28 protein-coding genes are annotated in these 26297 nt (G+C 39.1%); 9 read left to right on the forward strand and 19 right to left on the reverse strand.

Going from position 1 to position 26297, the window contains the following annotated elements; all coding sequences use genetic code 11:
* Window positions 1-67 precede the first annotated feature (67 nt).
* Entirely contained in the window at window positions 68-634 is a 567-nt protein-coding gene (locus J671_RS12330) for a DUF2062 domain-containing protein (protein ID WP_006581130.1), read from the forward strand.
* A 30-nt stretch (window positions 635-664) separates the two neighbouring features.
* Here J671_RS12330 and J671_RS12335 read toward each other — a convergent pair whose 3' ends face one another.
* From J671_RS12335 to J671_RS0104430, 3 genes are all read right to left on the reverse strand, one after another.
* Window positions 665-1537 carry a 5'-methylthioadenosine/S-adenosylhomocysteine nucleosidase gene (locus tag J671_RS12335; RefSeq protein WP_004888582.1) on the reverse strand — a complete coding sequence of 291 codons (873 nt, stop codon included), beginning with the start codon at window positions 1535-1537 and terminating at the stop codon, window positions 665-667.
* Window positions 1538-1679: 142 nt separating this feature from the next.
* Window positions 1680-2909: an iron-sulfur cluster carrier protein ApbC gene (gene apbC, locus J671_RS12340; protein ID WP_031982388.1), complete on the reverse strand. Its 1230-nt coding sequence runs from the start codon at window positions 2907-2909 to the stop codon at window positions 1680-1682.
* A gap of 146 nt (window positions 2910-3055) precedes the next feature.
* Window positions 3056-3604 (reverse strand): hypothetical protein, encoded by a 549-nt coding sequence (locus J671_RS0104430; protein WP_050675041.1) that lies wholly within the window; start codon window positions 3602-3604, stop codon window positions 3056-3058.
* A gap of 358 nt (window positions 3605-3962) precedes the next feature.
* Between J671_RS0104430 and metG the strand changes: the two genes are divergently transcribed.
* A complete protein-coding gene (gene metG / locus J671_RS12345; protein WP_031982389.1) occupies window positions 3963-6029 on the forward strand; it encodes a methionine--tRNA ligase in 2067 nt (688 codons plus the stop codon).
* A gap of 81 nt (window positions 6030-6110) precedes the next feature.
* On the opposite strand, the gene J671_RS12350 is transcribed toward metG, so the two are convergent.
* The 3 genes from J671_RS12350 to J671_RS12360 all read right to left on the reverse strand — a co-directional run bounded on the left by J671_RS12350 (window position 6111) and on the right by J671_RS12360 (window position 7401).
* Window positions 6111-6446 carry an EF-hand domain protein gene (locus tag J671_RS12350; RefSeq protein ID WP_002050345.1) on the reverse strand — a complete coding sequence of 112 codons (336 nt, stop codon included), beginning with the start codon at window positions 6444-6446 and terminating at the stop codon, window positions 6111-6113.
* Window positions 6427-6615 (reverse strand): NF038215 family lipoprotein, encoded by a 189-nt coding sequence (locus J671_RS26060; protein WP_004888592.1) that lies wholly within the window; start codon window positions 6613-6615, stop codon window positions 6427-6429. Before J671_RS26060 ends, J671_RS12350 begins: the two co-directional genes overlap by 20 nt.
* 162 nt (window positions 6616-6777) lie before the next feature.
* Window positions 6778-7401, reverse strand: a complete 624-nt coding sequence (locus J671_RS12360; RefSeq protein WP_002050276.1) for a LysE family translocator — start codon at window positions 7399-7401, stop codon at window positions 6778-6780.
* Window positions 7402-7578: 177 nt separating this feature from the next.
* On the opposite strand from J671_RS12360, the gene J671_RS12365 reads away from it, so the two are divergent.
* From J671_RS12365 to J671_RS12385, 5 genes are all read left to right on the forward strand, one after another.
* A complete protein-coding gene (locus J671_RS12365; RefSeq protein ID WP_022575897.1) occupies window positions 7579-8148 on the forward strand; it encodes a TetR/AcrR family transcriptional regulator in 570 nt (189 codons plus the stop codon).
* The gene (locus tag J671_RS12370; protein ID WP_031982390.1) at window positions 8145-9788 is read left to right on the forward strand and encodes an MFS transporter; all 1644 of its coding nucleotides are present in this window, start codon (window positions 8145-8147) and stop codon (window positions 9786-9788) included. The genes J671_RS12365 and J671_RS12370 overlap by 4 nt, the downstream gene beginning before the upstream one ends.
* 40 nt (window positions 9789-9828) lie before the next feature.
* Window positions 9829-10944 carry an HlyD family secretion protein gene (locus J671_RS12375; RefSeq protein WP_031982392.1) on the forward strand — a complete coding sequence of 372 codons (1116 nt, stop codon included), beginning with the start codon at window positions 9829-9831 and terminating at the stop codon, window positions 10942-10944.
* A 65-nt stretch (window positions 10945-11009) separates the two neighbouring features.
* Complete coding sequence (locus J671_RS12380; protein WP_031982393.1) at window positions 11010-11891, forward strand: 1-aminocyclopropane-1-carboxylate deaminase/D-cysteine desulfhydrase; 882 nt, start codon at window positions 11010-11012, stop codon at window positions 11889-11891.
* A 116-nt stretch (window positions 11892-12007) separates the two neighbouring features.
* On the forward strand, window positions 12008-13207 hold the full coding sequence (locus J671_RS12385; protein WP_000071488.1) for an NAD(P)/FAD-dependent oxidoreductase: 1200 nt from the start codon (window positions 12008-12010) through the stop codon (window positions 13205-13207).
* 12 nt (window positions 13208-13219) lie between these two features.
* On the opposite strand, the gene J671_RS25050 is transcribed toward J671_RS12385, so the two are convergent.
* From J671_RS25050 to J671_RS12400, 3 genes are all read right to left on the reverse strand, one after another.
* Entirely contained in the window at window positions 13220-13390 is a 171-nt protein-coding gene (locus tag J671_RS25050) for a hypothetical protein (RefSeq protein WP_000742881.1), read from the reverse strand.
* A gap of 128 nt (window positions 13391-13518) precedes the next feature.
* A complete protein-coding gene (locus J671_RS12395) occupies window positions 13519-15189 on the reverse strand; it encodes a mechanosensitive ion channel (protein ID WP_031982394.1) in 1671 nt (556 codons plus the stop codon).
* Window positions 15190-15416: 227 nt separating this feature from the next.
* Window positions 15417-15644 carry a hypothetical protein gene (locus J671_RS12400; protein ID WP_002050410.1) on the reverse strand — a complete coding sequence of 76 codons (228 nt, stop codon included), beginning with the start codon at window positions 15642-15644 and terminating at the stop codon, window positions 15417-15419.
* A gap of 293 nt (window positions 15645-15937) precedes the next feature.
* Between J671_RS12400 and J671_RS12405 the strand changes: the two genes are divergently transcribed.
* The gene (locus tag J671_RS12405; RefSeq protein ID WP_170318166.1) at window positions 15938-16357 is read left to right on the forward strand and encodes a hypothetical protein; all 420 of its coding nucleotides are present in this window, start codon (window positions 15938-15940) and stop codon (window positions 16355-16357) included.
* Window positions 16358-16404: 47 nt separating this feature from the next.
* Here J671_RS12405 and J671_RS12410 read toward each other — a convergent pair whose 3' ends face one another.
* On the reverse strand, window positions 16405-17166 hold the full coding sequence (locus J671_RS12410; RefSeq protein ID WP_031982395.1) for a ferredoxin--NADP reductase: 762 nt from the start codon (window positions 17164-17166) through the stop codon (window positions 16405-16407).
* An 85-nt stretch (window positions 17167-17251) separates the two neighbouring features.
* Here J671_RS12410 and gigC point away from each other — a divergent pair, with 85 nt between their 5' ends.
* A complete protein-coding gene (gene gigC / locus J671_RS12415; protein ID WP_002050411.1) occupies window positions 17252-18139 on the forward strand; it encodes a LysR family transcriptional regulator GigC in 888 nt (295 codons plus the stop codon).
* A gap of 11 nt (window positions 18140-18150) precedes the next feature.
* On the opposite strand, the gene J671_RS12420 is transcribed toward gigC, so the two are convergent.
* The 9 genes from J671_RS12420 to nuoI all read right to left on the reverse strand — a co-directional run bounded on the left by J671_RS12420 (window position 18151) and on the right by nuoI (window position 26283).
* Window positions 18151-18627 carry an excalibur calcium-binding domain-containing protein gene (locus tag J671_RS12420; protein ID WP_004710373.1) on the reverse strand — a complete coding sequence of 159 codons (477 nt, stop codon included), beginning with the start codon at window positions 18625-18627 and terminating at the stop codon, window positions 18151-18153.
* Between the two features lie 155 nt (window positions 18628-18782).
* Window positions 18783-19076, reverse strand: coding sequence for a cold shock domain-containing protein (locus tag J671_RS12425; RefSeq protein ID WP_002050402.1), 294 nt, complete (start codon window positions 19074-19076; stop codon window positions 18783-18785).
* Between the two features lie 117 nt (window positions 19077-19193).
* On the reverse strand, window positions 19194-19829 hold the full coding sequence (upp, locus tag J671_RS12430; protein ID WP_002050313.1) for a uracil phosphoribosyltransferase: 636 nt from the start codon (window positions 19827-19829) through the stop codon (window positions 19194-19196).
* A 100-nt stretch (window positions 19830-19929) separates the two neighbouring features.
* Entirely contained in the window at window positions 19930-21426 is a 1497-nt protein-coding gene (gene nuoN / locus J671_RS12435) for an NADH-quinone oxidoreductase subunit NuoN (RefSeq protein WP_002050422.1), read from the reverse strand.
* Between the two features lie 2 nt (window positions 21427-21428).
* Window positions 21429-23027 (reverse strand): NADH-quinone oxidoreductase subunit M, encoded by a 1599-nt coding sequence (gene nuoM / locus J671_RS12440; protein ID WP_002050326.1) that lies wholly within the window; start codon window positions 23025-23027, stop codon window positions 21429-21431.
* 1 nt (window position 23028) lies between these two features.
* Entirely contained in the window at window positions 23029-24918 is a 1890-nt protein-coding gene (nuoL, locus tag J671_RS12445; protein WP_006581142.1) for an NADH-quinone oxidoreductase subunit L, read from the reverse strand.
* Window positions 24915-25223, reverse strand: coding sequence for an NADH-quinone oxidoreductase subunit NuoK (nuoK, locus tag J671_RS12450; protein ID WP_000529822.1), 309 nt, complete (start codon window positions 25221-25223; stop codon window positions 24915-24917). The genes nuoL and nuoK overlap by 4 nt, the downstream gene beginning before the upstream one ends.
* Entirely contained in the window at window positions 25223-25741 is a 519-nt protein-coding gene (gene nuoJ / locus J671_RS12455) for an NADH-quinone oxidoreductase subunit J (protein ID WP_014205902.1), read from the reverse strand. Before nuoJ ends, nuoK begins: the two co-directional genes overlap by 1 nt.
* Window positions 25741-26283: an NADH-quinone oxidoreductase subunit NuoI gene (gene nuoI, locus J671_RS12460; RefSeq protein WP_000276693.1), complete on the reverse strand. Its 543-nt coding sequence runs from the start codon at window positions 26281-26283 to the stop codon at window positions 25741-25743. The genes nuoJ and nuoI overlap by 1 nt, the downstream gene beginning before the upstream one ends.
* Window positions 26284-26297: the final 14 nt, after the last annotated feature.

Below are 26297 nucleotides of genomic sequence, written 5' to 3' on the forward strand. Positions count from 1 at the left end.
TTTTAATAAGTTTCAATTAATATATTGTTTTTTTGTGTTTATATGAGTCACCAGACTCTACTATTCTATGATTATGGCAAAGCAATTTTTTCAGTCTTGGCTTCCTTCTCCAGAGAAAGTTTCAAATATGAAATTTTTAAGAATTTTTGGGCAAAAAACCCTTAATCCAGTGCTTTGGTATGTCAACCGTAAATCGATTACAAGAGCGGTTTTTGTAGGAACATTTTTTGGTTTACTGCCTATTCCATTTCATAGCGTTTTTATTGTGATGGCCGTATTGCTGTTTGAGGTGAATTTACCCATCAGCCTAATGCTTGCTTGGCTTAGTAACCCTCTCACATTAGTTCCTATTTTATATGTTGGATTCTGGTTTGGTTCACATATTTATCATGTACATATGATCAATAAAAAGATGCTCCTAGGCGTACTTCATCAGATTTCTAGATGGATTACTCATTTGGGTCATGGTCATATAGATTTCAGCCTCGCTAAAATTTTAATGACCGGGCTTATAGTTGAAGCTTTTGTCTTTGCAATCATACTGTACATAGTGACTGAAGTTTTCTGGCGTTGGATGGTCATCCGAAATTGGAAAAGTAGACCTGGTCATAAAAGACAAGAAGATGCCCTATAAGAACCCATCTTCTTGCCTATAGTTAAATTATTATTTTGGTAGTTTAGATTTCATATATTCTTCTGCCACATTAAGCACATAGTCTTGGCAAGCCTCTCCTGTACCAGGATCATACGCTCCATTATTAGTAATATTATTAGATAAAATCCGAATTCCTAAGAAAGGAACATTAAACTGACTTGCGATTTGTGCAACAGATGCTGCTTCCATTTCCTCAACAGAAGTACCATAACGCTGATGGAAAAATTGAATTCGGTCAAGCTCATTATTCCACACATCTGCCGAGCCAATCGTTCCTTCGACTACCTCACCTTTATCATAACGGACTTTATGCGCCGCCATTAATAGCTCTTGATCACCTTCAAATTTGCGTATTGCGATCGGTTCTGGGTCAGATTCATCTGTTGGCAAAACATCAAAGGCCTCAACCCATGTAAGTGAGTTTGAACCGCCACCTAATGGCTGTTTAGGCGTTCTAAACGCACCAATATTGGTTGCATATTTTCCTAAAACAATGTCATAAACGTGTAAATCTGGGTCATGACCACCTGCCGTCCCCTGATTAATAATTGCAATCGGCTTATAGCGCTCAATGGCCAAAGCTGTTGCAGCAGCAGAGTTACTCATGCCCATGCGTGTTTTAGAAATCACCATTGGGTAACCATTGTAAGTTCCTTTCCAGAATGTCCACCCCCCTACTGTTTCAACAGTCACATTCTGCAATTTAGAAGCCATCTGTTTTGACTCTACAGGTAAGGCGCCTTGAATAATAATCGGCTGTAATTTCTGTTTTTGTTCTTCAACTGGCGTTGTTTGGGACACTGTTGAATGATCGTCGTTGCATCCAACCAAAAATAAAGCGCTACATAAACTGATAACGCCAAAAGTATATTTAAATTGCATTTCTCACCTATTTCTTTTTAAAAGCGTAAAGTAGCAATCTATATGCCAATTTCAAGTTCAGCTTTGTTATTTAGATTCAGTAATTTAATTTTTTCTTTTAACCCACCAATAAAAAACCCAGCTTAAAGCTGGGTCAGTTGAATCAAAAGATTCGTTTATCATCACGCATGCGTTGAGGAATTTTTTCAATTTGTTGCCACACAGCTTTCGCAATATCAATGTAGCTATCAGCTGCGTCATCCATTGCTATAACACTTGGTTTACCCTCATCAGCATGTTCACGTATTTGAGCATTTAAAGGCAAACGACCCAATAATGGAATATGGTATTGCTCGGAAAGCTTATCACCACCACCAATGCCGAAAATTTGTTCTTCATGTCCACAATTCGAGCAAATATGAGTCGACATATTTTCAACTACACCCAATACAGGTATGCCAACTTTATTAAACAGTTCAATTCCTTTGGTCGCATCCAGTAAAGCAACATTTTGCGGTGTAGTAACAATAATTGACCCTGTAACCGGAATACGCTGTGCAAGCGTAAGTTGAATATCACCGGTACCCGGCGGCATATCAATCATGAGTACATCTAAATCTGGCCAAAGTGTTTGGTTAAACAATTGCATTAAAGCACCGGTTGCTTTTGGTCCACGCCATGCAACAGGAGTATTGTTGTCGCCTGTTAAATGTCCAATAGAAAGCACAGCCATACCATATGCCTCCAAAGGTACAAAATTTTCACTTTCAATAAGAGGTGTTTTGCCTGCATTACCCAGCATGGTTGGAATACTTGGGCCATAGATATCGGCATCTAATACCCCAACCTTAAGCCCCATTTTCTGTAAGGCAAGTGCTAAATTGACAGTAGTTGTTGACTTACCAACTCCACCTTTCCCCGATGAAACTAAAATGACGTTTTTAATCCGAGGATGAAGTGGAACATCTCTTTGTTGTGGAGCAGCTTTTTGAATCGGAGGATTGTTTGGATCTGGCTCAGATTTAGGTGAGGCATCAAGCACAGGAGGTAAGTTCGCACTTTCTTTAGGCGCTTTAGATGAGCAGCCTTGGCCTGAACTTTCTTGAGCAGGACGTTTTTGTTGAACTACATGTAAGTTAAGTTCTTCAATACCACACTTTTGCAAAGCTCCAGCCAAATCATCATGAATTTGTTGCAAATACTCTTTTTCATCTGGAAAGGTATTAATAGTGAGTTGTAAAACTCGGCCTTGTACCTGAAGCTGACTAATGCGCTCTTTTAAGGCATCTTTTGAATGAGGTAGTAAATAGTTTTGGAGTACGGTTTGGATTTCATCTTCTTTCACTTCTTGTGCGGGTGAAAAAACGGATTTTAATGAAGAAAGCCAAGACATATTGTTTACTCCAAAAACAGATCATTACAGCTTGTTGGAGCTAGTGTAACAGTATTGATCCGCACTCGCTCAACTCGAAATGAATAATTGCTAATTTTAAAGCCTCATCATTTGAGTGAGGAGCACGAATTTTTGTTTAAATCAGCTTATTCAGCAGAATCGTGATTTTTCAATTTATTGAGTTTATCTGTTGCCGTTTTCTTCAATTCATCAAACTTTGCAGTTGCTTGAGTTTTTAACTCATCTAATTTTGATGCAGCCTCTTCCTTTAATTCTGCTGCTTTTGCTTTAGCATCATCAAGTTTATGAGCTGCTTCAGTTCGCAGGTGATCAAATTTGTCTTGCAGACTATGCTGAGCATCATCAAGTTTGCTCTTCAAATCACTGGCTTTCTCTTCCACTGCTTCTTTTGCAGCCGCCTGTTTCTCTTTTAAATTATCCTTCAAATCATCTAAGGCTTTTTCACCTTGGGCTTTTGCATCTGCTGCTTTTACCTTTAGTTCATCTACTTTATCTTCAACAGCTTCTTTACCAGCAGCCTGTTTCTCTTTTACATTTTCTTTTAAATCTTCCAAGGCTTTTTCACCTTGCGCTTTTGCATCTGCTGCTTTTGTTTTCAATTCATCTACTTTATCTTCAACTGCTTCTTTGCCAGCAGCTTGTTTCTCTTTTACATTTTCTTTTAAATCGTCCAAAGCTTTTTCACCTTGTACTTTTGCATCAGCCGCTTTTGCCTTTAATTCATCTAATTTATTTTCAGTAGTCATCGTTGTTATCCTCATCGTTAATTAAAAAAATTACCTGAATAAGTTATTAGTTATACATCGTTATGGCTTGTTTTTTGACCGTAACTGCAATTTGAAACAAAGACAATACAGGAAGATTCAAATATTTTTTGATTTGTTTATCTGTTCTAAAGAGAAATCCTTTCTGGCTTTAGGCCCATTTCTGTAGCTACCTCTTCTCTTTAGACAAAGATTATTAATCTTTGCTTATCTCCCTGCATCAGTTAAAATCTTCCACCTTATAAATACGAATGAGAGAATGAGATCCGTGCGTAAAATTTTAGTCACCAATGCCCTCCCTTATGCCAATGGTCCAATTCATATGGGTCATTTACTCGGTTATATCCAGGCAGATATCTGGGTTCGTGCCATGCGGGCAATGGGTCATGACGTGACTTATGTATGTGCGGATGATGCTCACGGTACAGCGATTATGCTACGTGCCGAAGCAAATGGTATTAGCCCAGAAGAGCAAATTGCGAATGTTCAAAAAGAGCACATTCGTGATTTTGACGGTTTTGGCGTACATTTCGATCATTATGATTCAACTCATAGTGATGCAAACAAAGCTCGTTCAACAGATATCTATATTAAAAACCGTGAAGCTGGAAATATTGCAGTTCGCCCTGTAACTCAATTATTTGATCCAGAAAAAGGTATGTTCTTGTCTGACCGTTTCATTAAAGGCACATGCCCGAAATGTAAATCAGAAGATCAATACGGCGACTCATGTGAAGTGTGTGGTACAACTTATAACGCAACCGAATTACTTAACCCGCGTTCGACTTTAAGTGGTGCAACACCTGTTGAAAAATCATCAGATCACTATTTCTTTAAACTACCAAACTTCTCTGAATATTTACAGAAATGGACGCGTGATGAAGGTCGTTTGCCTCTTTCAATTGCCAATAAATTAGACGAATGGTTTGAAGCGGGTTTAGCAGACTGGGACATTTCTCGTGATGCACCATATTTTGGCTTTGAAATTCCAGACGCCCCAAATAAATATTTCTATGTATGGGTAGATGCTCCAATCGGCTATATGTCTAGTTTTGAAAACTATATTAAAACTAAACGTCCAGATTTAAACTTTGATGATTTCTGGAAAAAAGATAGTCAAAATGAGGTTTACCATTTTATTGGTAAAGATATTGTTTACTTCCATGCTTTATTCTGGCCTGCAATGCTTGAAGGTGCGAACTATCGCACTCCAACAGGCTTGTTCGTAAATGGTTTCTTGACTGTAAATGGACAAAAAATGTCTAAGTCTCGCGGTACTTTCATTAAGGCCGAGACGTATTTACAGCATTTAAACCCAGAGTATTTACGTTACTACTTCGCTTCTAAACTTTCAGATAAAGTTGAAGACTCTGACTTGAACCTTGATGACTTTGTTCAGAAAGTAAATTCAGATCTAGTTGGTAAAGTCGTCAATATTGCAAGTCGCTGTGCGAAGTTCATTAATAGTAGCTTTAACAATACGCTATCAAGTACATGTGCTGAATCTGAGTTAGTACAAAGCTTTATTGATGCCGGTGATTCAATTGCTAAAGCATATGAAGCACGTGAATTCTCTACAGCCATTCGTGAAATTATGGCGCTTGCTGACCGCGCAAACCAATATATTGATGAGAAAAAGCCTTGGGCTCTTGCTAAACAAGAAGATCAAGAACAACAAGTTCTTGATGTCTGCTCTGTTGGTATCAACTTATTCCGTCAACTCGCAGTGTACTTGGCGCCAGTTCTTCCAACCTTGGCGAAGCAAGTTCAAGATTTCTTAAAACTTGAAAGCTTCGATTTCGAGTCACGCAAACAAATTCTTGTAAGCCATGAAATTGCGCAGTTCCAGCCACTTATGCAGCGTGTTGATCCAAAAGCTGTTGCAGCAATGGTTGATGCTTCGAAAGAGTCTTTAGGTGCTCCTGCTCCACAAGCAACTAAAGCAACAGCAAAGAAAGAGAAATCTGCCGAGAAAAAAGCAACCCCTACTCCAGCAGTGGGTGAAGCTGAAATTATCGGTATTGAAGATTTCTTAAAAGTTGACTTACGTGTTGCTCAGGTCATTGAAGCAGGCACAGTTGAGGGTTCAGATAAATTGCTACAACTGACGTTAGACGTAGGTGAAGCTGAACCACGTAATGTATTTAGTGGTATTCGTAGCCAATACGCACCAGAAGACCTCAAAGGCAAATTAGTCGTGATGGTTGCTAATCTCGCACCACGTAAAATGCGTTTTGGTATTTCAAACGGTATGGTACTTGCTGCTGGAAATGGTGAAGGTATTTTCATTATTTCTCCAGATAGTGGTGCAAAGCCTGGCGATAAAGTGTCTTAATTTGCCTTCATAAAAAAGCTCCCTAATTTGGGGGCTTTTTTAACTATAAATTTTCTAGAAACATCTATAAGAAGATTTAAATTATGTCCATGGCCGCCCTTCACAAGGGTTACTAAGTAAAACGTGTATATTCCCCAATTCCTCATTTGTTAAATAACCATTCTTATTTTTATCTAAATAATGAAATAGTTCTGTTTGCTTATTCTCTCCCTGAAAACGCTTATCCGTAGGCCAACGATAAGGATAGAAATCTTGTACCTGTTGAAACTCTTTTAAGCTGTACAAACCATCATGATTTACATCATATTTTTCTTGAAAAAGCTTCCAATCTAAAGATGCAGGCTCACAGGCACTTACTACATTTAAAATGCAGTAAGTGATGCAGCCTATGAGTAACTTAATAGTTAGATTGCTCATGATTGTTGGCTTGTAAATCAGAAATTTTGTAATCTTTTTCATGAACAGGAGTACCAACTATGCTCATAGTCCGCTCATTGGCTGGCTGTTGCTTGCTCATTGTTCTCATCTCACATCCTGTCGTTAAGATAAGAAAAGCTACAGAAATGCTCACCATCAATTTTTTCATAGCGTGACCCTCATTTCTTTTTGTTTTATTTATTAAGTTACCACTTTTTAAATGGTTAAGAACTAAAAAAGATATTTCAATTTGTATATATTTTACTCAAAAATAAAGCCAGTCTATAAATAGCTGGCTCTGCATTTTTTAGATATTTTAATTAAAGACTTATCATTTGAAGAAAATTAACTTTAAGCCCAATATACTCACAATACTTCCAGCTACCCGGTCAACGCCAGTTTTTGCTTTTAGGTACATTGTTCTTGGCTTCTCTGAAGATAGCAGCATTGCAACACATGAATACCACCCCGCATCGATCATAAAACAAATTACTGGCAATGCAACATAGTAATAATTTGGGATTTCTTTGGGCAATAAAGCAGTAAATACACTCGCCAATACAACAGCAATTTTCGGGTTACTTAACTGTGTAATCAGGCCATATCGATATGCTTGTTTATAAGTCATTTTTGATTTGCCATCATTTTCCATGGCAATTGGTTCTTTGGCATGTTTGATAATTTTAAAAGCAAGCCAAAGTAAATACAGTCCACCACCAATTTTTAAAATTAGATAAGCTGAAGGCACTGCCAACAAAACTGCCTGCAATCCCATGACGGCTAAAAAACCAAAAAGAGCAGCCCCCGTACCTGTACCTAAAGCAGTAAACAAACCATGTTTACGTGATTTAGAAATTGAATTTTGTGCTACATAAATAAAGCTCGGCCCAGGGCTTATTGCTCCAAGCATCAATGCCATCGCAATTGAAAAAAGAGGAATAAGGGACTCAAACATTGTATTGACCTAGCATCATGCAATTTGGCGATATTCTAGCAGCTTTTTATGACACATATAAAAATGGAAAAATATAAATGATAAAAATTGAATTTTCATGTTTTTACAATTTATCTCTTCACAACGGACAAAAATGTCCGTTAAATATATCATCTTTAAATCTCCCCAATCCATGACATGAGTAAGCGTCAAAAAATTGCAGCCCATAATCGGGATGAATTACTCACTGCAGCCGAAGAATGTTTCCGTATTCATGGCATTAATGTGCCTTTACAAGTTGTCATTGACCATGCAGGTGTAGGTAGAGCAACCTTTTACCGAAACTTTTGTGATCGTAAGGCTTTAATTAGCGCTCTTTTAGAGCGCGCGATTACACAGCTAGAGCAAAAAGCTGCTCATTTTCAACAATTCGAGGATGGATTATTTCGTTTAATTGAAGGACATATTGCACAGCTTCCCAAACTCGCAATTTTGCAAGATTTTTGGAGAGTGATTGATCGACAAGATCCAATTATGTTAAAAATTTATGAAAGGCGAAATAATGCACTTAAACCACTGATTGAAAATGCGATAGAACAAAAATTGTGTCGAGCTGATCTGACTGCTAATGACTATGCAATGGTCACTGCAATGTTAGGTTCTTCATTTCAAGGACATGAGCCAGAAGAACAGACTCGCTTAGCAAAACGAGCAATTGAATTACTATTTAATGGTATTCAAATACAAAAAATTCGAGGGATAGAATGAGTAAAACGCCTCGTTATTTAGAAACACCACCCGACTGGACACCAGAGGAACAACCGACTCTACCTGGTTCACCAGCAGCGATTGCACATTCTGTACCTAAACGTTTTATCTATTTTTTCATTGGCTTATTCGTTGCTCTTTCGGCAAGCTTAAGTAATGGCTTTATCACGGCAAATTTGCCTTTAATTCAAGGTGAGTATGGCCTAACCCCTTCCGAAGCTGCATGGCTGCCTGCTGCATATGTTATGGCAAATGTCAGTTCAAACCTGATTTTGTTTAAGGCCCGTCAACAATATGGTCTGAGAGTATTTTCAGAAATAGGTCTCGTCATTTTTATTGCGGTTCTTGTTTTACATATTTTTGTACATACCTATGAAATGGCGCTGTTCGCACGGGTTGTAGCTGGTTTAGCAGGTGCACCACTAAGCTCCTTAGGTATGTATTACACCATGCAAGCTTTTAAAAAAGCTGACATGGCAAAAGGTATATACATTGCCTTTGGTTTTCAGCAGTTAGGTCTTCCTCTCGCTTGGATTATTTCTCCATTTCTTGTTAGTACAGACAGTTGGTCTGTTCTATATACCTTTGAGCTTGGTTTAGCACTTTGTTGTTTAGCCATGGTTGTTTCATTGAAACTACCACGCAGCTTACGTATTTATGTGTTTGAGAAGCAGGATTTCTTTACCTTTGCTTTACTGGCTCCTGGTTTTGCATGCTTATGTATTGTGCTTACACAAGGCCCAATTCTGTGGTGGTTTAATAGCGAATGGCTTGCTTATATATTAATTGCAGGTTTTAGCTTAGTTGTTTTAGGTTTACTTTACGAACACTACCGTGCCAATCCATTAATTATGACACGTTGGTTAGGTACTGCTTCGACACTACGTTTTATTTTTGGTGCTTTTGCGATTCGGCTTTTAATGTCAGAGCAAAGCTATGCTGCTGTTAACTTCTTAAAAGCCATGGGAATGGGGCCTGATCAGTTTGTACCTCTTTATGTTGTGATATTTATCGGGATTTTAAGCGGAACATTATTTAGTGCACTGACTTTTTCACGCGAACGAATTATCTTCCACTTACTTTTTGCAGAGTTCTTGATTCTGGTTGCCTGTGGACTAGATTATCACTTAACCAGTGATGTTCGACCTGTGAACTTTTTTGCAAGTCAATTCTTAGTGGGTTTTGCAGGTGGTTTATTTATTGGGCCATTACTGCTTATTGGCTTTGCTCAAACTTTAGCAAAAGGTCCTTCATATGTAGTGACTTTTATTGTGCTGTTCTCTGCAACTCAAACCTTTGGTGGTCTGGTCGGGTCTTCTTTCTTCTCGACCTATCAACAACACCGCACGCAAAACTATCAAGTCGAGATTATTAAAGATTTAGAACAATCCGACCCGTTAGTTTCTCAAAGGCTCTCCACTTATCAACGTAGTGCAGCCATCACAACAAATGACCCGGCATTACAAACGGCTCAGGCCATGCGCACACTCAATCAAGTGGTCACCCGTGAAGCACAAGTGCGTGCCTACAATGATGTTATTGCGTTAAACGGTATTTTTGCTATCGCATTGCTCTTATGGGGTGGATTTAATATTGCCCGTAGTAAATATCTACAACGCAGAGGAATTAGCCGTCCTTAATGGCTTTCGTTATTGATGAAACAGAAATTGAGATTGATATATGTCAGATGATCAAAATAAACCGGAACAAAGCCCTGCTCAAACATCTAATAATGAGCCAACACCTGCACCTGCAAGCAAACTGATTCCAACAAAACGCTCAACCCTCTTATGGATGTTAGGTGTTCTTATTATTGGTATTTTAGTGATTTTATGGGCATGGAGAATTGGGCCTTTTGCAACGAGTGTACAGCAAACAGACAATAGTTATGTCAAAGGTAAAACCACTGTTTTATCTTCACAAATTAATGGCTATGTTAAAGATGTATTAGTGAAAGACTTTGACCATGTTAAAAAGGGTCAAGTATTAATGCATATTGATGCCACTACTTACGATCAAAAAGTAGCACAAGCGGCTTCAGGCGTTGAACAGGCTAAAAATACTTTAGCTAATCAAACCCAATCCATCGCACAAAAACAAGCTGATATTGTTGCGGCGCAAGCCAAAGTAGATCAGGTGAAGGCTCAATACGAACTCTCTTTAGCACAGCTTAGACGCTATCAGCAGTTAGGAAATAGTGGTGCAGCCTCTAAATCTGAGCAAGATAAAGCCGCAGCAGACGCCGAAAATAATCTCGCAGCCCTTAAGCAAGCAGAAGCTAATGTATTAGTTGCAAAAGAAGCTTTAAAAACCGCACAGGTCGCAGAAGCAGGTTTAGAAGCACAAGTTTCTAGCGCTAAAGCACAATTAGATCAAGCACAAACCACTAAAGACTATAGCGTTATTGTTGCTCCTATGGATGGTCAACTTGGGGAAGTAAACCCTCGTGTTGGGCAATATGTCGCAGCAGGTTCACAGTTGCTCTACTTAATTCCACAACAAACTTGGGTGATTGCTAACTTTAAAGAAACCCAAATTGCCAATATGCGAATTGGACAAAAAGCATGGTTTACAGTGGATGCGATGAACCACAAAAAATTTACAGGACATGTTGAGCAAATTTCGCCTGCTGCAGGTTCCGAGTTCAGTGTGTTAAAGCCAGACAATGCGACAGGTAACTTTACTAAAGTTGTGCAACGCGTAGCTGTACGTATCACCATCGACCCAAATCAGGAAGGAATGGAACACTTACGCCCTGGTATGTCAGTGATTACTTCTGTCGACACAAGCTCTTAATCAGCTTTTTAAAGTTCTCTTTAAAAAGTTACAATGTGATCATTCATTATTTTTCTCAATTTCTAATGTTTGATCACATTGCCCAACCTATTTCTTACCAGCACATTGAACTCCCATCATCTGTTCATCTCGACATTAAACGTTTAGATCTCATCCATCCTCAAATTTCGGGCAATAAGTTTTTCAAATTAAAATACAATTTACTTGCCGCAAAACAACAAGGGCTATCAAATATTTTGACTTTTGGTGGCGCTTATTCAAATCATATTGCCGCAACGGCCTATGCAGCTCATATTTTTGGCTTAAACAGTATTGGAATTATTCGTGGTGAAGAGTTAGTGAATAAGCCGCTTAACCCTACTTTGGAAAAAGCACAAAGTTTAGGAATGCAGCTACATTTTGTCTCACGCAATGAATATCGTTTGAGAGATGATGAAAAATTTCTTCAACAGTTAATTCAACAGTTTCCTGAAACATACATAATCCCTGAAGGCGGCACCAATAAGTTAGCAGTTCAAGGTTGTCAGGAAATTCTTAGTCAGAGTGGTTTAGAGAAATATGATGTGATTTGCTGTGCGGTAGGAACTGGCGGAACAATTTCAGGTCTTATTGAAAAAAGTTCAACACATCAAAAAGTCTTAGGATTTTCAGCTTTAAAAGGCGACTTTTTACAACAAGAGATTCGTCGGTGGACTAAAAAACAAAATTGGTCGCTAACAGATGCTTATTGCTGCGGTGGTTATGCCAAAACGTCACCTGAACTATTTGCATTTATTAAAGGTTTTGAAGCGCAATATGCTGTGCCTCTTGAACCAATCTATACGGGAAAAATGATGTTCGGTTTATCCGACCTTATAAAAAATAATTACTTTTCCGAAGGAACTCGTATTCTCGCTATTCATTCTGGTGGTTTACAGGCAGATATAAGAAATAAAACGGACCAATAATTCACTCTTTTTTAGTTAACGTTTTCTCTACCATCATAAATGTCTTTAGCACGAGTAAGGGCTGACATGGTAGTATATGCCCCTTTTTAATTTTCACGATTAATCGAGAATCTCTTATGTCTAACAGTCATGTCGATGTCATTGTCTTAGGTGCAGGCGCTTCTGGACTCATGTTGGCTGCACATGCTGCTAAACGAGGACGCTCGGTTTTAATTTTAGAAAAAGCCAATAAAATTGGTAAAAAGATTTTAATGTCGGGGGGAGGGAAATGTAACTTTACCAACCTGTATGTAGAGCCTGACAACTATATTTCTCATAATCCACACTTTGTCATTTCTGCCCTGTCACGCTATAGCAACTGGGACTTTATTGGTCTGGTGTGTGATTATGGAATTGCCTATGAAGAACGTAAACACGGCCAATTATTTACCCTAAACGGCGCTAAAGAAATTTTAGAGATGTTGGTGAGTGAGTGTAATAAAACCAACAATGTTGAAATCCAGACCCATTGTGAAGTTGGGCAGATTGATCCATTAGAACAAGGCGGTTTTTCTGTACACACCAACCAAGGTCGATTTAGCTGTGAGTCATTAGTCGTTGCTACAGGCGGTTTATCTATTCCGACTTTGGGTGGGTCTGGTTTTGGCTATGAATTGGCACAAAAATTTGGGCATACAGTTTTCCCAACCCGCGCTGGTTTAGTTCCATTTACTTTTTCAGATCATATTAAAGAAGTCACCACGCGCTTAAGTGGTAATGCTTTAGATGTCACGTTAAGCAACTCAAAAAATAGCTTTACTGAAGCGTTATTATTTACCCATCGCGGCTTAAGTGGGCCAAGTTCTTTACAGCTTTCTAACTACTGGAATACCGGTGAAAGTTTTAAAATTGACTTTTTCCCAAGCCAAGATTTAACGACTTATTTAAAAGATAAAAAGAAAGCACAGCCTAAAGTTTTATTACGTACCCTTCTTAATGAGTTTACTGCGAAAAGTATTGTACAAGAGCTACAACAACTCATATGGCCCGAGCATAGCGAAATGGCAATTGGTAATATGAGTGATGCACAGCTAGAACATATTGCCGAGCAGTTACATGGTTTTTCAGTTAAACCATCAGGCACTGAAGGATATCGTACTGCAGAAGTTACCTTAGGTGGAGTTGATACAACCGAAGTTTCATCTAAAACACTCGAAAGTAAAAAGCAGAAAGGACTGTTCTTTATTGGAGAAGTACTTGATGTGACTGGCCACTTAGGAGGCTATAACTTCCAATGGGCTTGGTCTTCTGCTTATGCAGCAGCACAATATGTTTAACTATTGAATACGCTAATTTGCTGCTTTCGCATCACTTGATGATTTGTCAGCATCACGTGTATGTGTTGTTGCCTGTTTTGATGAATCAGATTTGCTAAATACAAATTTATAAGCACTTGCTAAAAAACCTACGGTAATCCCAGCAATTACAACAGGTGCTAAAAAACGACCAGGTTTTTTCATCGTATTTTCCTCACTTATTTGTTTTTATAGCTGTCAAAGACAGAACGACCACTCAATATAGAGTGGTCGAACTTATCACAAAAATCAAAGATTTTTTGTACTGTTTATCTGAAAATTAGTTACACCTACTAAATTTCATCATTTTCGCCAGTAGAACCAAACGGTTTATTTACTGGTGGTTGTGATGGATTTACTTGTGCAGAATCAGCTGGTTTTGCATCCGATGAAACTGTTGTTGATGGTGCTGTTGTAGTCGTTGACGGAGTTGAAGCCGAAGACGTACTTGCTGTTGTAGTAGAAGCTGGTTGATATAAAGGATTTGGTTGATTAGCTTCTTTTTTCGCTTTATCAAGCAAATCAGACAGCAATCTTTCAGCTGGTTGACGACCACCTAAACCAAATGCAAGTGCGAAAGCCACTGCAACTGCACCTAGAGTTAAGCCAAATGCAAGGTTCACAATCGAATCAGCAATACCCATCGCTTTTAAACCAAGCGCAAGGACTAAACCAATAATTAAGACACGAACCAAACTACCTAACCAACGTGAACTATTATATTCACCGCGTTGCACCACATTTGCCACAACATTGGCAAGCCAGAAACCAATAACCAAAATTACAGCGCCCAATAGAATGTTTGCACCAAAATGGATAAACATTGCAATCAGACCACTAATCTGTTCAAAACCAAGACGGTCAGCAGCTTCTGAAACTGCAAACAGCATCGTAAAGAACACGATTAACCAACCCACAGCGCCAGAAACTTTAGTTTGACCTAAAAAGCGTTGTACATCTAATTTTGCAGGGATTTCATCAACACCTGTTCCCGCAATCAGTTCGGCAACCAAGCGTCCAACAAAACGAGAAACAATATAAGCAACCAGTAAAATTAATCCGGCAGCAATAATATTTGGAATCGCTTGCAAGATTTCATTGAGCATTGCTGTCGCTGGCTGAGAAATAGTCTCAATACCTAAAGCTTCAAATGCCACAATTAATGTCGTAATGATAATAATGGCAAAAACAAAAGAACCTAAGAATTTGCCTACATTTGAGTTTTTGAAAAGACCGATTTTTTCAGCTTGTGCTTGAACGCCTAAGCTATTGATTAGGCCCTCAACAATACCGCGTACAATTTTTGCCAAGATATAACCAACAAAAACGATAACGCCAGCAATAAAGATATTTGGTAGGAAGGCGATTGCCTCATTCACCATATTTTGAACAGGAATAAGTAAACCTGTTAACCCTAAGATTGAGAGTACAATAGGAAGAAAAAGTAATAATACAAGCCAGTAAAGAATTTCACCAATATTCTGGCTAATTCCCCCTACCCCTACTTCACTACTTAACTTGTCATCAAGTTGCGTTCTGGATAGCACATTGGTAATTCCTGCCCGCACCAGTCGAGCAACGATCCAGCCAATGAAACCCACTACCACGGCAGCAATGATATTTGGAATATAGACGAGTACCTGATTCACCATATTGCTAAATGGCCCACTCACTCCACTAATGTTGAGCACATTTAAAGCGGCAACAACAGCAAGAATCAGAATAAACCAGAATATGACTTTGGAGACGAGGCCTTCTATGTTGGGAGTACGTCCTGTAGCTGAAGATAATTTGGCATTCGTATTTAATTTTTGCAGAAGTTTTTTTCCCCCTGCCGCAACTAATAAAGCGATTATCCAGCCAACCAGTAAGATGACAATTGCAGCTAAAATAGGATGAAACTGATCCCAGTAATACATCGCATCAAACTGAGCGCCGCGAGGCCCATTAAAAAATTCATTCATATTGTTATGTCCTCAATTGTTATGTTCTTTTCAGTGTTATCAATAAATGAAAAACACCAGTTCGTTGTAAAAAATGACGATAAATGCGGTCTATGTCACCTTATGTTTTGAATATTTTTCAATCAACATTCTTCTGCATAAATACAACAAATTGATGCAAAAGATTGCAAAAAAAGCCTTCAGGGCACATCCTAAAGGCTTTCTATAGATATATACTGGTGAGCTTACTATCCTTTGTAAGTTTTCAAATCAGAATTACCCATCATGACATGTGGTGTAGTCTCATGTTGAAAAGCCGCTTCTTGTTTTGGTGATTGGTTATGTTCAGCAACCATATAAACAATAAGCGCAAGAAGAAAAAGCCCTACAATAATTAAAATATAAACTGGCAATCTTCTTTTTTTTGCAGTCTCTTCAGGACTCGTCACATGAGGTGGTTTTGAAAAATCATGCATCTTCTTTCCCCTCTTCTATTATCATTAACTTTATATTCATCATAACAATTTGATTTGTTGCATTGTGTGAAAAAGCATTATGCGAAGGTGACTAGGTTTGCAAAACTCTACTTTAAAAAAAATAATTTTAGTATAAAATTTAGCCACTTTATTTTTGACTATATAAAAAAATATTCTGACTTTATTCAAATTCTTTTGCGAAGTTGGATTTGTAATACAATATGTTTTAGCGCTTACTTTTTATAAAATAGGCTATAATAAGCCCCCTTGTTTTAAAGCTACTCAATTTTATGATGTATCGTCAGCAAAGCGTAACTCTTGATCTCGACACTGACGTCACACATCAATGTTATTTGCATCAGACAAGAGATGACCATCTCATTGGTATTATTGAATTTAATAAGCCAAGCTATGAGCTCAAATGGGGTGATCTTGAGTATTTCCGTCGCCGTACCGAAGAGTTCTCGGTCATGCCATTCCCTGAATGTGTTAATGCGATGATTGTTGATATTCGTAATATCAATGTATTTCTGGACAACGAAGTTCCTATTTTACCATGGCGTTTACTTGAAGAAGACTGCCCTGTTCGTTTGGTTGTTCCTCAAGATCGTCTTGAATATTATGCGGGCCTGTTTGAGCCAACTTGGCTTTCAACAGATGTAGACAGTGCAATTTCAGAAATTCGTGAATTTATGGATATGTTTGTCCATTAATAAACATATCCATAAAAATTCTCTTAAATTATTTTTACTTTCGGTTTTTACCAATAATTCTCTACTGCAATATTTCCCTCACCACGACGATTCATCGTCAAACCGCGGCGTTTTAAAGCCTCTTTGGTATCGTCAACCATTTGTGGGTTTCCGCATAGCATGACATGACTGGTTGTTGAATTAAGTTCCAGACTTGCTGCTTTTTCTAACTCACCATTTTCAATTAATATCGGTAAACGTTCATGCAACGGCGCAGATGGATCTCGGGTAATAATTGGAATAAATTTAAAACCTACATGCCCTTCGCCAAAAGTTTCGGCAATCTCTTGAATACGGTCAACATAAGCCAATTCATCTGCTGTACGTACACTGTAGACCAAATTGATCTTTTGATAATTAGACCAAGTTTCAAAGTCTTGTAGCATCGATAAAAATGGAGCCAAACCAGTACCTGTTGCCAATAACCATAAATCATGCGGTAAAGGTTGCTGATAACGCGCCAAAGTCAGATAGCCATATGGAATTTTTTCTAAATATAGCTCATCACCGACTTTCAAATGCTGTAGATTCGAGGTGAAGGCACCGTCTGGTACAACAATTGAGAAGAACTCTAGCGTTTCATCAAATGGAGAAGACACCACCGAATAAGCACGAACAACCAGTTCCTCCCCAACCTTTAAACCTATACGCGCAAACTGACCTGCGGTAAATTTAAAATGTGAAGGGCGATTCATGGTAAAGCTGAAAAGTGTTGGAGTCCAACGATGAACAGATAAAACTTTTTCTACGCTAAATTTTTCAATTGACATGATTTCAACGTGGCATGAAATAGTGCGCTCATGTTAGCATGACAGCCGAAATAATGAATACTTTTAAACGTTAAGGCTTTTAAACATGCGGATGACATTACGCCAGTTGGCTGTTTTTGTAGCAGTCGCCCAAGAAGGAACCGTTACTAAAGCCAGTGATGCGGTCAGACTGACGCAAAGTGCAGCAAGTATGGCTTTAGCTGATTTAGAAGACGGCTTAGGTGCTCCTTTGTTTGATCGTTTAGGGAAGCGCTTACAACTAAATGATCTTGGACGTTTTTTACTTCCACAAGCATTAGAGATATTAGGGCGCTGTGAAGCTTTTGAACAAGCTGCAAAAGGTGAGTTACAAAGCATTGACCTTCGTATTGGGGCGACCTTAACTATCAGTGACTATTTAATGCCTGATTTAATGGCTAACTTTTTACAACGTCATCCGCAAGCACATTTACAACTTCAAGTAGGTAACACACGCCAAATGATTGAAGCTGTGAATCAGTTCCAATTAGATTTAGCTTTAATTGAAGGTTCTTGTCACTTACCTCAACTCCAATGTATTCATTGGCGCGATGATGAATTAGCAGTGTGCTGTTCACCAGATCATCCTTTAACACGTTTAAATCGCCCACTTACACCTCAAGATTTTCATGACATAGAATGGATATTACGTGAGGAAGGTTCTGGTACTCGAGAAGTCTTTGATAATGCTATTTTGCAAGATCTACCCGATGCCAACATTCGCTTAACGCTTGGTCACAATGAAGCAATCTTAAAAATAGTGGCAGGGGGCTTAGGAATGTCTTGTATTTCTAGATTAGCAATTGAACCTTTAAGTGAAAAAGGTCAGCTCGTCATTTTAGATACACCATTTTGGCAACTGACTCGTCCGCTTTATATGCTGGTGCATCGCCAAAAATATCAAGGTCCGGGCCTTAAAGCATTTTTAAAATTCTGCGATGAAGATCAGGCTTAAAGCCTGATTTTCTAATGCCATCGTGAGTCATTTTCACACGGCTCACCGTCATGATCACCATCCATTTTAGTGTTCGGACAATTTCTTACAAACCAACGTGCTTCTTCTAAAGAATGCATTTGCGAACAATACTCACGCCCATCACAATGAAAAACAGATGTTTCATCATTTACTCGTTCCGGGGCTGGAGCTGTTTGAGAAGCAACTGTTTGAGGAGTAAATGCTAAAGCCTTTTTCGTTTTCTCAGATAGTTGAATATCCGGCAATTTACCCAAAGCTGCGCGCTGTTCCTTAATAATCTGCTTCTGTTGCTGTATTAATAATTGCACTTTTTCATGTGATGCACGTTGTTGAGCCTCCTGACGATAGTGCAATACCATAAAACTCACACACGCAACAATGACTAAGACCATAACGGTAAATATACTGATGTATTCACTTGAACTCAGCTTGAATTTGCTGCGTTTGATTTTTCCCCGTTGATTCATATTTCCCCTTTTTTTAATTTTATTATTCGTTTTAAGAAAATTAAGGGAAACTTATATCTCCCTTAATGCTAAATCTCTCAATTTTTTTAAACACCAACCAAAGTAATTGCTTAATACATTATTTAAGTAATTTTAATGCATAAGACTTAGTTCACCTAGCGTCGGAAATTTGACAATAACTCACTGGTAATCGCTTTATTGTGTTCCGAAATTTTATTTTTTTTAGTTTTTGCAGGGTTTGGGTCCACACGCTCAATTTTGATCGCTTTAAATTTCCCCTGATTATCCGCTGCAAGAAATCTTACTTTTTCATTTCTTTTTGGCTCACCTTCTGATGCAGGGAAATCAGAAATATGAAAGAAAATATCTCCTTCAGTGGTTGAAATAAAACCAAATCCCTTATCGGCGTTATATTGTTTTACTCTTCCAACATAAAACTCTTGCTTCATGATCTTTCCCCTATTTTTTCCCATCCAATCGTTGCGGTAAATAAAAAGAGACTTTCAATTCCGCTCTTAAAAAAATATACGGTTTGATGAAGTCTCTTTTTATTGCTATGTCAAAAATTAATCTTTTTGAACACTACCAAAAATCTTGTCGCCAGCATCGCCTAAACCAGGAACAATATAACCATGTTCATTTAAGCCATCATCAATAGATGCAGTATAAAGCTGAATATCGGGATGTGCTGCTTCTACTTTTGCAATTCCTTCAGGAGCTGCAACTAACACCATAACACGAATATCTTTACAACCACTTGCCTTTAGCACATCAATGGCAGCAACTAAAGAATTACCCGTTGCTAACATTGGGTCAATAATCATCGCAATACGGTTCGCCACATCTGGAACTAACTTTTTATAGTAAGTACGTACTTCTAACGTAGCCTCATCACGTTCAAGACCTAACACACTGACTTTGGCACTTGGAATCAGGTTAAGTACGCCATCAAGCATACCAATACCTGCACGTAGAATTGGTACAATCGTTATTTTTTTACCAGCAATACGCTGAGTAGTAACATTGCCAGCCCAACCTTCAATCTCACAATCCACAACTGGTAAATCTTTGGTTGCTTCATATGTCAATAACATAGTCACTTCTTGAGCAAGCTCACGGAAATTCTTAGTACTGATGTCAGCACGACGTAATAAACCTAATTTATGACGAATAAGTGGGTGACGAATTTCTTGAATGGCCACAGATGTTACCTAAAAATATAAAAACGTATTTATTATAATCTTTTTTTAACTATCAATAAAAAAAAGCCTCCATATTTGGAGGCTTTTTTGTACACAAGAATTATTGCTGTTGTGAAAGCATGAAATGTAATGGAGATAAAATTTCTGCTTTTAATGCCAAATTAATCATTGGATCTGGATATACACCCAAAATAATCACTAATGCAGCAGCAGCCAACACCATTAAACCACCCACTTTTTGTCCCCAATGTGCATCAGCATCAATACGAGGAGTTTCAGGTGGAGTCATATACATAACAACCATCACACGTAAGTAGTAATACAAACCAATGCCACTACCTACAATAATCATTGCAGCTAAGAACCAGTGTTGAGTCGTTACAGCAGCCATAACAACCAAGAACTTACCAATGAAGCCCGCTGTTAATGGAATACCAGCCAAAGATAACATCATGACTGTTAATGTTGCTGTAAGTACTGGACGGCGCCAGAACAAACCACGGTAGTCTGCAAGGCTTTGAGCTTCATCTACGTTGTTATATGGGCTAGACATTAACGCTACTGCACCAAAGGCACCAATAGTGGTTAATACATAAGTCACCACATACACAGTTACACTACCTAAGCTCGCATATGTCATGCTAATTAAAGCAATTAACAAATAACCAAAGTGAGCAATAGATGAATAACCTAAAATACGTTTTAAGTTCACTTGACGAACAGCGAGCAAGTTACCGACTAAAATTGACAATACGGCAATGATTGTCAAAACAGTCACTAGCGAGTTCACCATGATTGCGCCAGAAGCAAGCAAATAACGTACGAACAAACCAATAGTCGCAACCTTAGCAGCAGTCGCTAAAAAAGTTGCCATTGGAGCCGGTGCACCTGCATATACATCTGGTGTCCATTTGTGGAACGGTGCAAGCGATAATTTGAATGCAACAGCAAAGATAATAAGTGCTAAACCTAATAACACCATTGGCTGTTTGATTGCGCCAAATAAAGCTTGAACAGAATCATAGAATGAAAGCGAACCAGTATAAGCGTAGATATACGCCATACCCATCAACAACATTGCAGAAGCTGTTGCAGAAAGCACAAGGTACTTAATGCCCGCTTCAAGCGATTGACTACGTTGATATGTATAAGCAAGTAAGCCATATACAGGAATCGACATTAACTCAAGGCTAATGAAGAAAGATGCATAATGAGAACTTGCAACCATCAACATTGCACCAGCTACAGAAGCAAGTAACAGAAGATAGAGTTCTTCGCGGTTGTCTTTATAAGTCTCGATATAAGCATGAGACAAAGTACAACAAGCCAATGATGCAACTAGAATCATGAACTGATAGAACAAAGTAAATGGATCAACCATAAACATGCCCATCACATTTGCCGGTACAAATTTACCGCCAAATAGTTCTAGCAAGATATAAAGTGCAGCAAGGTTTAAACCGACAACAGAAGTTGTTGCGATTAAATTATGGTTACGTTTAATTGAAATTAACAACATGACGACGACTGTTGTCAAAGCAACAATCATCACCGGTGCTAAAGGCATAAGCGTAGAGAATGATACTGTGAAGTTCATGATTATTGGATCTCCACATGGTCAAGTTGAGTAGCTGTTTGCTGAACAGTTTCAACGACTTCTTGTACTGGCACATAACTATTGACCAACCACTGCATACTTGAATGAGATACATCCAAGAATGTTTGCGGGAAGATACCAAGCCAAACGAGACCAATCGCACAAATCATCAAAATAACAACTTCACGAGCAGATAAGTCTTTTAATGGACTAGTGTAGTGTTGCTTTTGTTCAGGGTTTGGCTCACCAAATAAAGCACGGTGAATCAAGATCAAGCCATATAAACCTGCAAATACAAGGCTAATAGAAGCAAGAATCGTGAAGGCAGGATATTTATTAAATGAACCCATCAAAATCAGGAATTCACCAATAAAGTTACCTAAACCTGGCACACCAACAAGAGCAGCTACGAAGAACATTAAGAAGAATGGTAAGTATTGGAGTTGACCACGAAGACCACCCATCAAACGCAAATCACGTGTATGCAAGCGCTCGTAGATTTGACCAGACATAATGAACAATGCAGCAGATGACAAACCATGTGCCAACATCATGATCATTAAACCTTGGAAGGTCAAAATATTACCTGCATAGATTGCAAGTAAAATGAAGCCCATGTGTGAAATCGACGTATACGCAAGTAAACGCTTCATGTCAGTTTGCTGGTAAGCACACCAAGCGCCGTAGAAAATACCAATCAAACCGAAAATAATCGCGATATCTGCAAACTGTGCAGAAGCTGCCGGGAAGAATGGAATTACAAAACGGAGCAAACCGTACGCTGCAGTCTTAATCAAGATACCAGCCAAGTCTACAGAACCCGCTGTAGGAGCTTGAGCATGCGCATCTGGTAACCAGCCATGCAATGGGAAAACTGGTAACTTCACTGCAAAACCGATAAAGAAGCAGATCATGAAACCATACGCGAAGCCAGCAGGTAAACGATTCGCTACAGCTAATAAATAGTTGTAATCAAAACCGATCATACCAGTCATCATGTAACCATAAACCACAAGGCCAAGGATACCGATTAACATCACTAAACCAGCGATTTGCGTATATAAGAAGAACTTAGTTGCAGCGTAAACACGTGAACGGCCGTTTGAACCTTTATGACCCCATAACGCAATCAAGAAGTAGATTGGTACAAGCATCATCTCCCAGAAGAAGAAGAATAGGAACAAATCAATTGCCAAGAACACGCCAATAACGCCACCTAAACTCCATAATAAGTTTAAGTGGAAGAAACCAACATTCTTTTGAATCTCGCCCCATGAACATCCAACAGCAAGTACACCCAGTAAAGCTGTTAACAACACCATGAGTAAAGACAAACCATCCACTGCTAAGTGAATGCCAATACCGAGAGACTTAATCCAAGGTAAATAGAACTCAGCTGACCAAGTTGGGACTTTTGAGCCTAACTCGTAGCTATAAGTACCATTTTGCCAAAGTGCAAGACCTAAGCCCAAAGTAATGAGCATACCAATTAAGGCAATCCAGCGTGGCAAAGTTTTGTCGAGTTTATCGACTAACCAACAAGTAAAACCTGCAATGAACGGAACAAGGATCAGCGCGGGTAAAATTAAATTGTTTTCCATTTTATTTCCCCACTACCTGAATAACGATCAAGATCATCAATAACACCACTACACCGAGTGACATGCTTGATGCGTATTCACGCAATGAACCTGTTTGACGTGAGCTTGTGAAACTGTTTCCGCCTTTAACAAGCGCAGGAAGAACAAGCCATAAGCTGTCAATCGGATCACGACCAAATAGTTTGGCGAAGAATAAATAAGGTTTAACAAAAACGATGTCATACAACGCATCGAAACCAAATGCAGTACGACAAATATGAGCTAAGCCAGCACCAAGACTTGTTTGAGCAAACGATTTCACTGCACCGTAAGCAAATGCAAATAGACCAATACCAACAGCTAAACCAACAAGCGCAATGCCTACAGCTAAATGCTCTGCCCCATGCATGCCTTCTACAAATTGTTCAGCAACATGGAATTCAGGAATTTTTGCTGTATTTAAAATACTAGCTACTGGACCTTTTAATGCAGCACCCACAAAAGTAGACAATACTGCCAAGATACCTAATGGCGCCCAGTAAGTTGCACCTTTAATCTCATGGTAATGCGTATTTTCTTTACCGAAGAATACAACCCAGATTAAACGGAAGGTATAAATTGAAGTCAGGAATGCACCTGCTACACCAGCCCAATATAAAGTGTGGTATAGAGCAATTGATTGACCTTGTACCCAAACTTCACCAAGAATCGCATCTTTTGAGAAGAAGCCGATTGTTAAGAATGGAATCGCTGCTAATGCACCGCCACCAATCGCAAAACATGCAAATAGGAATTTGTTTTTGTAGAACAAACCGCCCATTTTGAAAATGTTCTGTTCGTGATGGTAAGCAAGAATAACTGCACCAGAAGACAAGAATAATAATGCTTTGAAGAATGCGTGAGCTAACATGTGGAACAGGCCAGCTTGATACGCTTCTGCACCTACAGCCATAAACATATAACCAAGCTGACTCATTGTTGAGTAAGCCAAAATACGTTTGATGTCTGTTTGCACGAGAGCAGCAAAACCTGCAACTAATAAAGTTACAGCGCCTGTTACCGAAATGAATTGCATCACTTCAGGTGCAAGCTCAAATACGCTGAATAGGCGGCAGCATAAATACACACCAGCCGTTACCATTGTTGCTGCGTGGATTAATGCAGAAACAGGTGTTGGACCTGCCATCGCATCTGCCAACCATGTTTGCAATGGAATTTGAGCAGATTTACCAGCAGCACCTAAGAACAACATTAATGCAGTCCAGATAGTAAGTGACGAACTCTTCGTCATGACTTCTGCTGCGTGTTCAACGATGTACTGAGTATTAAGCGTACCAAATTGTTGGTAAAGCAAGAATAAAGCGATAAGTAGGAATACATCACCTACACGAGTAACTGTAAATGCTTTGATCGCTGCCCAACCATTTGCAGGGTTTGCATAATAGAAACCAATCAGCAAGTAAGAGCATAGACCTACGCCTTCCCAACCTAAGAATAACAACGCTAAGTTGTCACCCAATACAAGCACAAGCATGCTTGCAACGAATAGGTTGAAATAAGAGAAGAAGCGCGCATAACCTTCTTCACCACGCATGTACCATGATGCAAAGATGTGGATTAGGAAACCAACACCTGTGATCATGCCCATCATGAGTAAAGATAAGCCATCTAAATGTAAGCTAATGCCAGGAGCGAAACCACCAACATTGAACCATGTCCAAAGGTTTTGAACAAAAACCTGTTGGCCGCTGTTGGTAAATGCCATACCAGCAATCAATGCAAATAATGCAGATAAACCTACAGAACCCACACCGATAATTGCTGCAACATTTTCAGAGAGCTTATCACGCCCTGCCGCCAATAAAATAAAACCGATTAGCGGAAATAATACTGTTAGATATAAATAACTCATCCGCGCATCTCACTAGCAGCATCCACATCCAAATGATGGAAGCGATGATAGAACTGAAGGACAATCGCAAGACCGATACACGCCTCTGCCGCAGCAAGGGTTAAAATCAGAATGAACATGACTTGTCCATCTGGTTGTGCCCATACGCTACCCGCAAGAACGAATGCTAACGCAGCAGCATTCATCATGATTTCAAGGCTCATTAACATAAATAGTAGGTTGCGTCGCACCATTACACCGTAAAAACCGAGTGCAAAAAGAATGGTTGCAACAATCAAACCATGTTCTAAAGGGATCTGGCCCATTATTCTTTTTCCTCTTCTGCACCTGGTTCACGTTTACCTAAGTGGTATGCTGCAACAAGGGCTGCTAGCAATAACATCGCGGCAACTTCAACCAATAATAAGTAGTGAGTAAAGAGCGCTTGACCAACAACTTTTGGTCCAATTACTTGTGCTCCAAGTGGTGCAGAGATGGTTGTATATTCACCACCAAGCATCCAAACTAAAAGCAAGCCAAGTAAAAAGCTCATGAGTGCTGGATATGCCCAAGCATCTGAAGAAAGCCATTTACGCTCTTGTTCCACAGTGTGTTGCCCTAAGTTAAGCATCATCACAACGAATACGAACAAGACCATAATCGCACCAGCATAAACAATGATTTCGAGGGCGCCAGCAAACGGCGCACCTACGATCATGAAAATACCAGCAACAGCTAGTAATGAAACAATCAGACTAAGCAATGCATGTACAGGGTTCGTGTTAGTCACTACACGAACCGTAGAAACGATGGCCACGAGCGCCATCAAATAAAACGGCCACATCATGGTAATAGACTCCGTACATCGATTGGTGCACTTTCTTTTTGTGCTTGACCTTTCTCTTTACCGTTAATTGCCATACCAGTTACACGGTAGAAGTTGTAGTCTGGGTATTTACCTGGACCTGAAATGAGTAAGTTTTCTTTCTCATATACGAGGTCTTGACGTACGTATTCGCCCAACTCGAAATCTGGAGTTAACTGAATCGCTGTCGTTGGACATGCTTCTTCACACATACCGCAGAAGATACAACGAGAGAAGTTGATACGGAAAAACTCCGGATACCAACGACCGTCTTCTTTTTCAGCTTTTTGCAGTGAAATACAGCCAACTGGACATGCAACCGCACAAAGGTTACATGCCACACAACGCTCTTCCCCATCTGGGTCACGTGTCAAGATAATACGACCACGATAGCGAGGTGGTACAATTTCCTCTGCTGGTACTTCTGGATAAAGAATTGTGTCACGTTTACGGAAACCATGGGTAAATACCATGAATAACGTCCGAACGATTGACCCAACTCCAGCTAGAATTTTATACATTTTGTACTCCATGC

Origin of the sequence: Acinetobacter sp. 1130196 (genome assembly GCF_000588095.1) — a bacterium.
Classification (GTDB): Bacteria; Pseudomonadota; Gammaproteobacteria; order Pseudomonadales; family Moraxellaceae; genus Acinetobacter; species Acinetobacter nosocomialis.

What these genes read in the sequence shown, in the direction of transcription:
- apbC (WP_031982388.1), bottom strand. Translation starts at nt 2,909, where the DNA reads ATGTCTTGGCTTTCTTCATTAAAATCCGTTTTTTCACCCGCACAAGAA.
- J671_RS12330 (WP_006581130.1), top strand. Translation starts at nt 68, where the DNA reads ATGATTATGGCAAAGCAATTTTTTCAGTCTTGGCTTCCTTCTCCAGAG.
- J671_RS12425 (WP_002050402.1), bottom strand. Translation starts at nt 19,076, where the DNA reads ATGAAGCAAGAGTTTTATGTTGGAAGAGTAAAACAATATAACGCCGAT.
- J671_RS12400 (WP_002050410.1), bottom strand. Translation starts at nt 15,644, where the DNA reads ATGCATGATTTTTCAAAACCACCTCATGTGACGAGTCCTGAAGAGACT.
- J671_RS12360 (WP_002050276.1), bottom strand. Translation starts at nt 7,401, where the DNA reads ATGTTTGAGTCCCTTATTCCTCTTTTTTCAATTGCGATGGCATTGATG.
- J671_RS12405 (WP_170318166.1), top strand. Translation starts at nt 15,938, where the DNA reads ATGTATCGTCAGCAAAGCGTAACTCTTGATCTCGACACTGACGTCACA.
- nuoN (WP_002050422.1), bottom strand. Translation starts at nt 21,426, where the DNA reads ATGAACTTCACAGTATCATTCTCTACGCTTATGCCTTTAGCACCGGTG.
- nuoI (WP_000276693.1), bottom strand. Translation starts at nt 26,283, where the DNA reads ATGTATAAAATTCTAGCTGGAGTTGGGTCAATCGTTCGGACGTTATTC.
- J671_RS12380 (WP_031982393.1), top strand. Translation starts at nt 11,010, where the DNA reads ATGTTTGATCACATTGCCCAACCTATTTCTTACCAGCACATTGAACTC.
- J671_RS12375 (WP_031982392.1), top strand. Translation starts at nt 9,829, where the DNA reads ATGTCAGATGATCAAAATAAACCGGAACAAAGCCCTGCTCAAACATCT.
- J671_RS12365 (WP_022575897.1), top strand. Translation starts at nt 7,579, where the DNA reads ATGAGTAAGCGTCAAAAAATTGCAGCCCATAATCGGGATGAATTACTC.
- nuoM (WP_002050326.1), bottom strand. Translation starts at nt 23,027, where the DNA reads ATGGAAAACAATTTAATTTTACCCGCGCTGATCCTTGTTCCGTTCATT.
- nuoL (WP_006581142.1), bottom strand. Translation starts at nt 24,918, where the DNA reads ATGAGTTATTTATATCTAACAGTATTATTTCCGCTAATCGGTTTTATT.
- J671_RS12420 (WP_004710373.1), bottom strand. Translation starts at nt 18,627, where the DNA reads ATGAATCAACGGGGAAAAATCAAACGCAGCAAATTCAAGCTGAGTTCA.
- J671_RS12410 (WP_031982395.1), bottom strand. Translation starts at nt 17,166, where the DNA reads ATGTCAATTGAAAAATTTAGCGTAGAAAAAGTTTTATCTGTTCATCGT.
- J671_RS12370 (WP_031982390.1), top strand. Translation starts at nt 8,145, where the DNA reads ATGAGTAAAACGCCTCGTTATTTAGAAACACCACCCGACTGGACACCA.
- J671_RS12395 (WP_031982394.1), bottom strand. Translation starts at nt 15,189, where the DNA reads ATGAATGAATTTTTTAATGGGCCTCGCGGCGCTCAGTTTGATGCGATG.
- J671_RS26060 (WP_004888592.1), bottom strand. Translation starts at nt 6,615, where the DNA reads ATGAAAAAATTGATGGTGAGCATTTCTGTAGCTTTTCTTATCTTAACG.
- J671_RS12385 (WP_000071488.1), top strand. Translation starts at nt 12,008, where the DNA reads ATGTCTAACAGTCATGTCGATGTCATTGTCTTAGGTGCAGGCGCTTCT.
- J671_RS12335 (WP_004888582.1), bottom strand. Translation starts at nt 1,537, where the DNA reads ATGCAATTTAAATATACTTTTGGCGTTATCAGTTTATGTAGCGCTTTA.
- J671_RS12350 (WP_002050345.1), bottom strand. Translation starts at nt 6,446, where the DNA reads ATGAGCAATCTAACTATTAAGTTACTCATAGGCTGCATCACTTACTGC.
- gigC (WP_002050411.1), top strand. Translation starts at nt 17,252, where the DNA reads ATGCGGATGACATTACGCCAGTTGGCTGTTTTTGTAGCAGTCGCCCAA.
- J671_RS25050 (WP_000742881.1), bottom strand. Translation starts at nt 13,390, where the DNA reads ATGAAAAAACCTGGTCGTTTTTTAGCACCTGTTGTAATTGCTGGGATT.
- nuoJ (WP_014205902.1), bottom strand. Translation starts at nt 25,741, where the DNA reads ATGTGGCCGTTTTATTTGATGGCGCTCGTGGCCATCGTTTCTACGGTT.
- nuoK (WP_000529822.1), bottom strand. Translation starts at nt 25,223, where the DNA reads ATGGGCCAGATCCCTTTAGAACATGGTTTGATTGTTGCAACCATTCTT.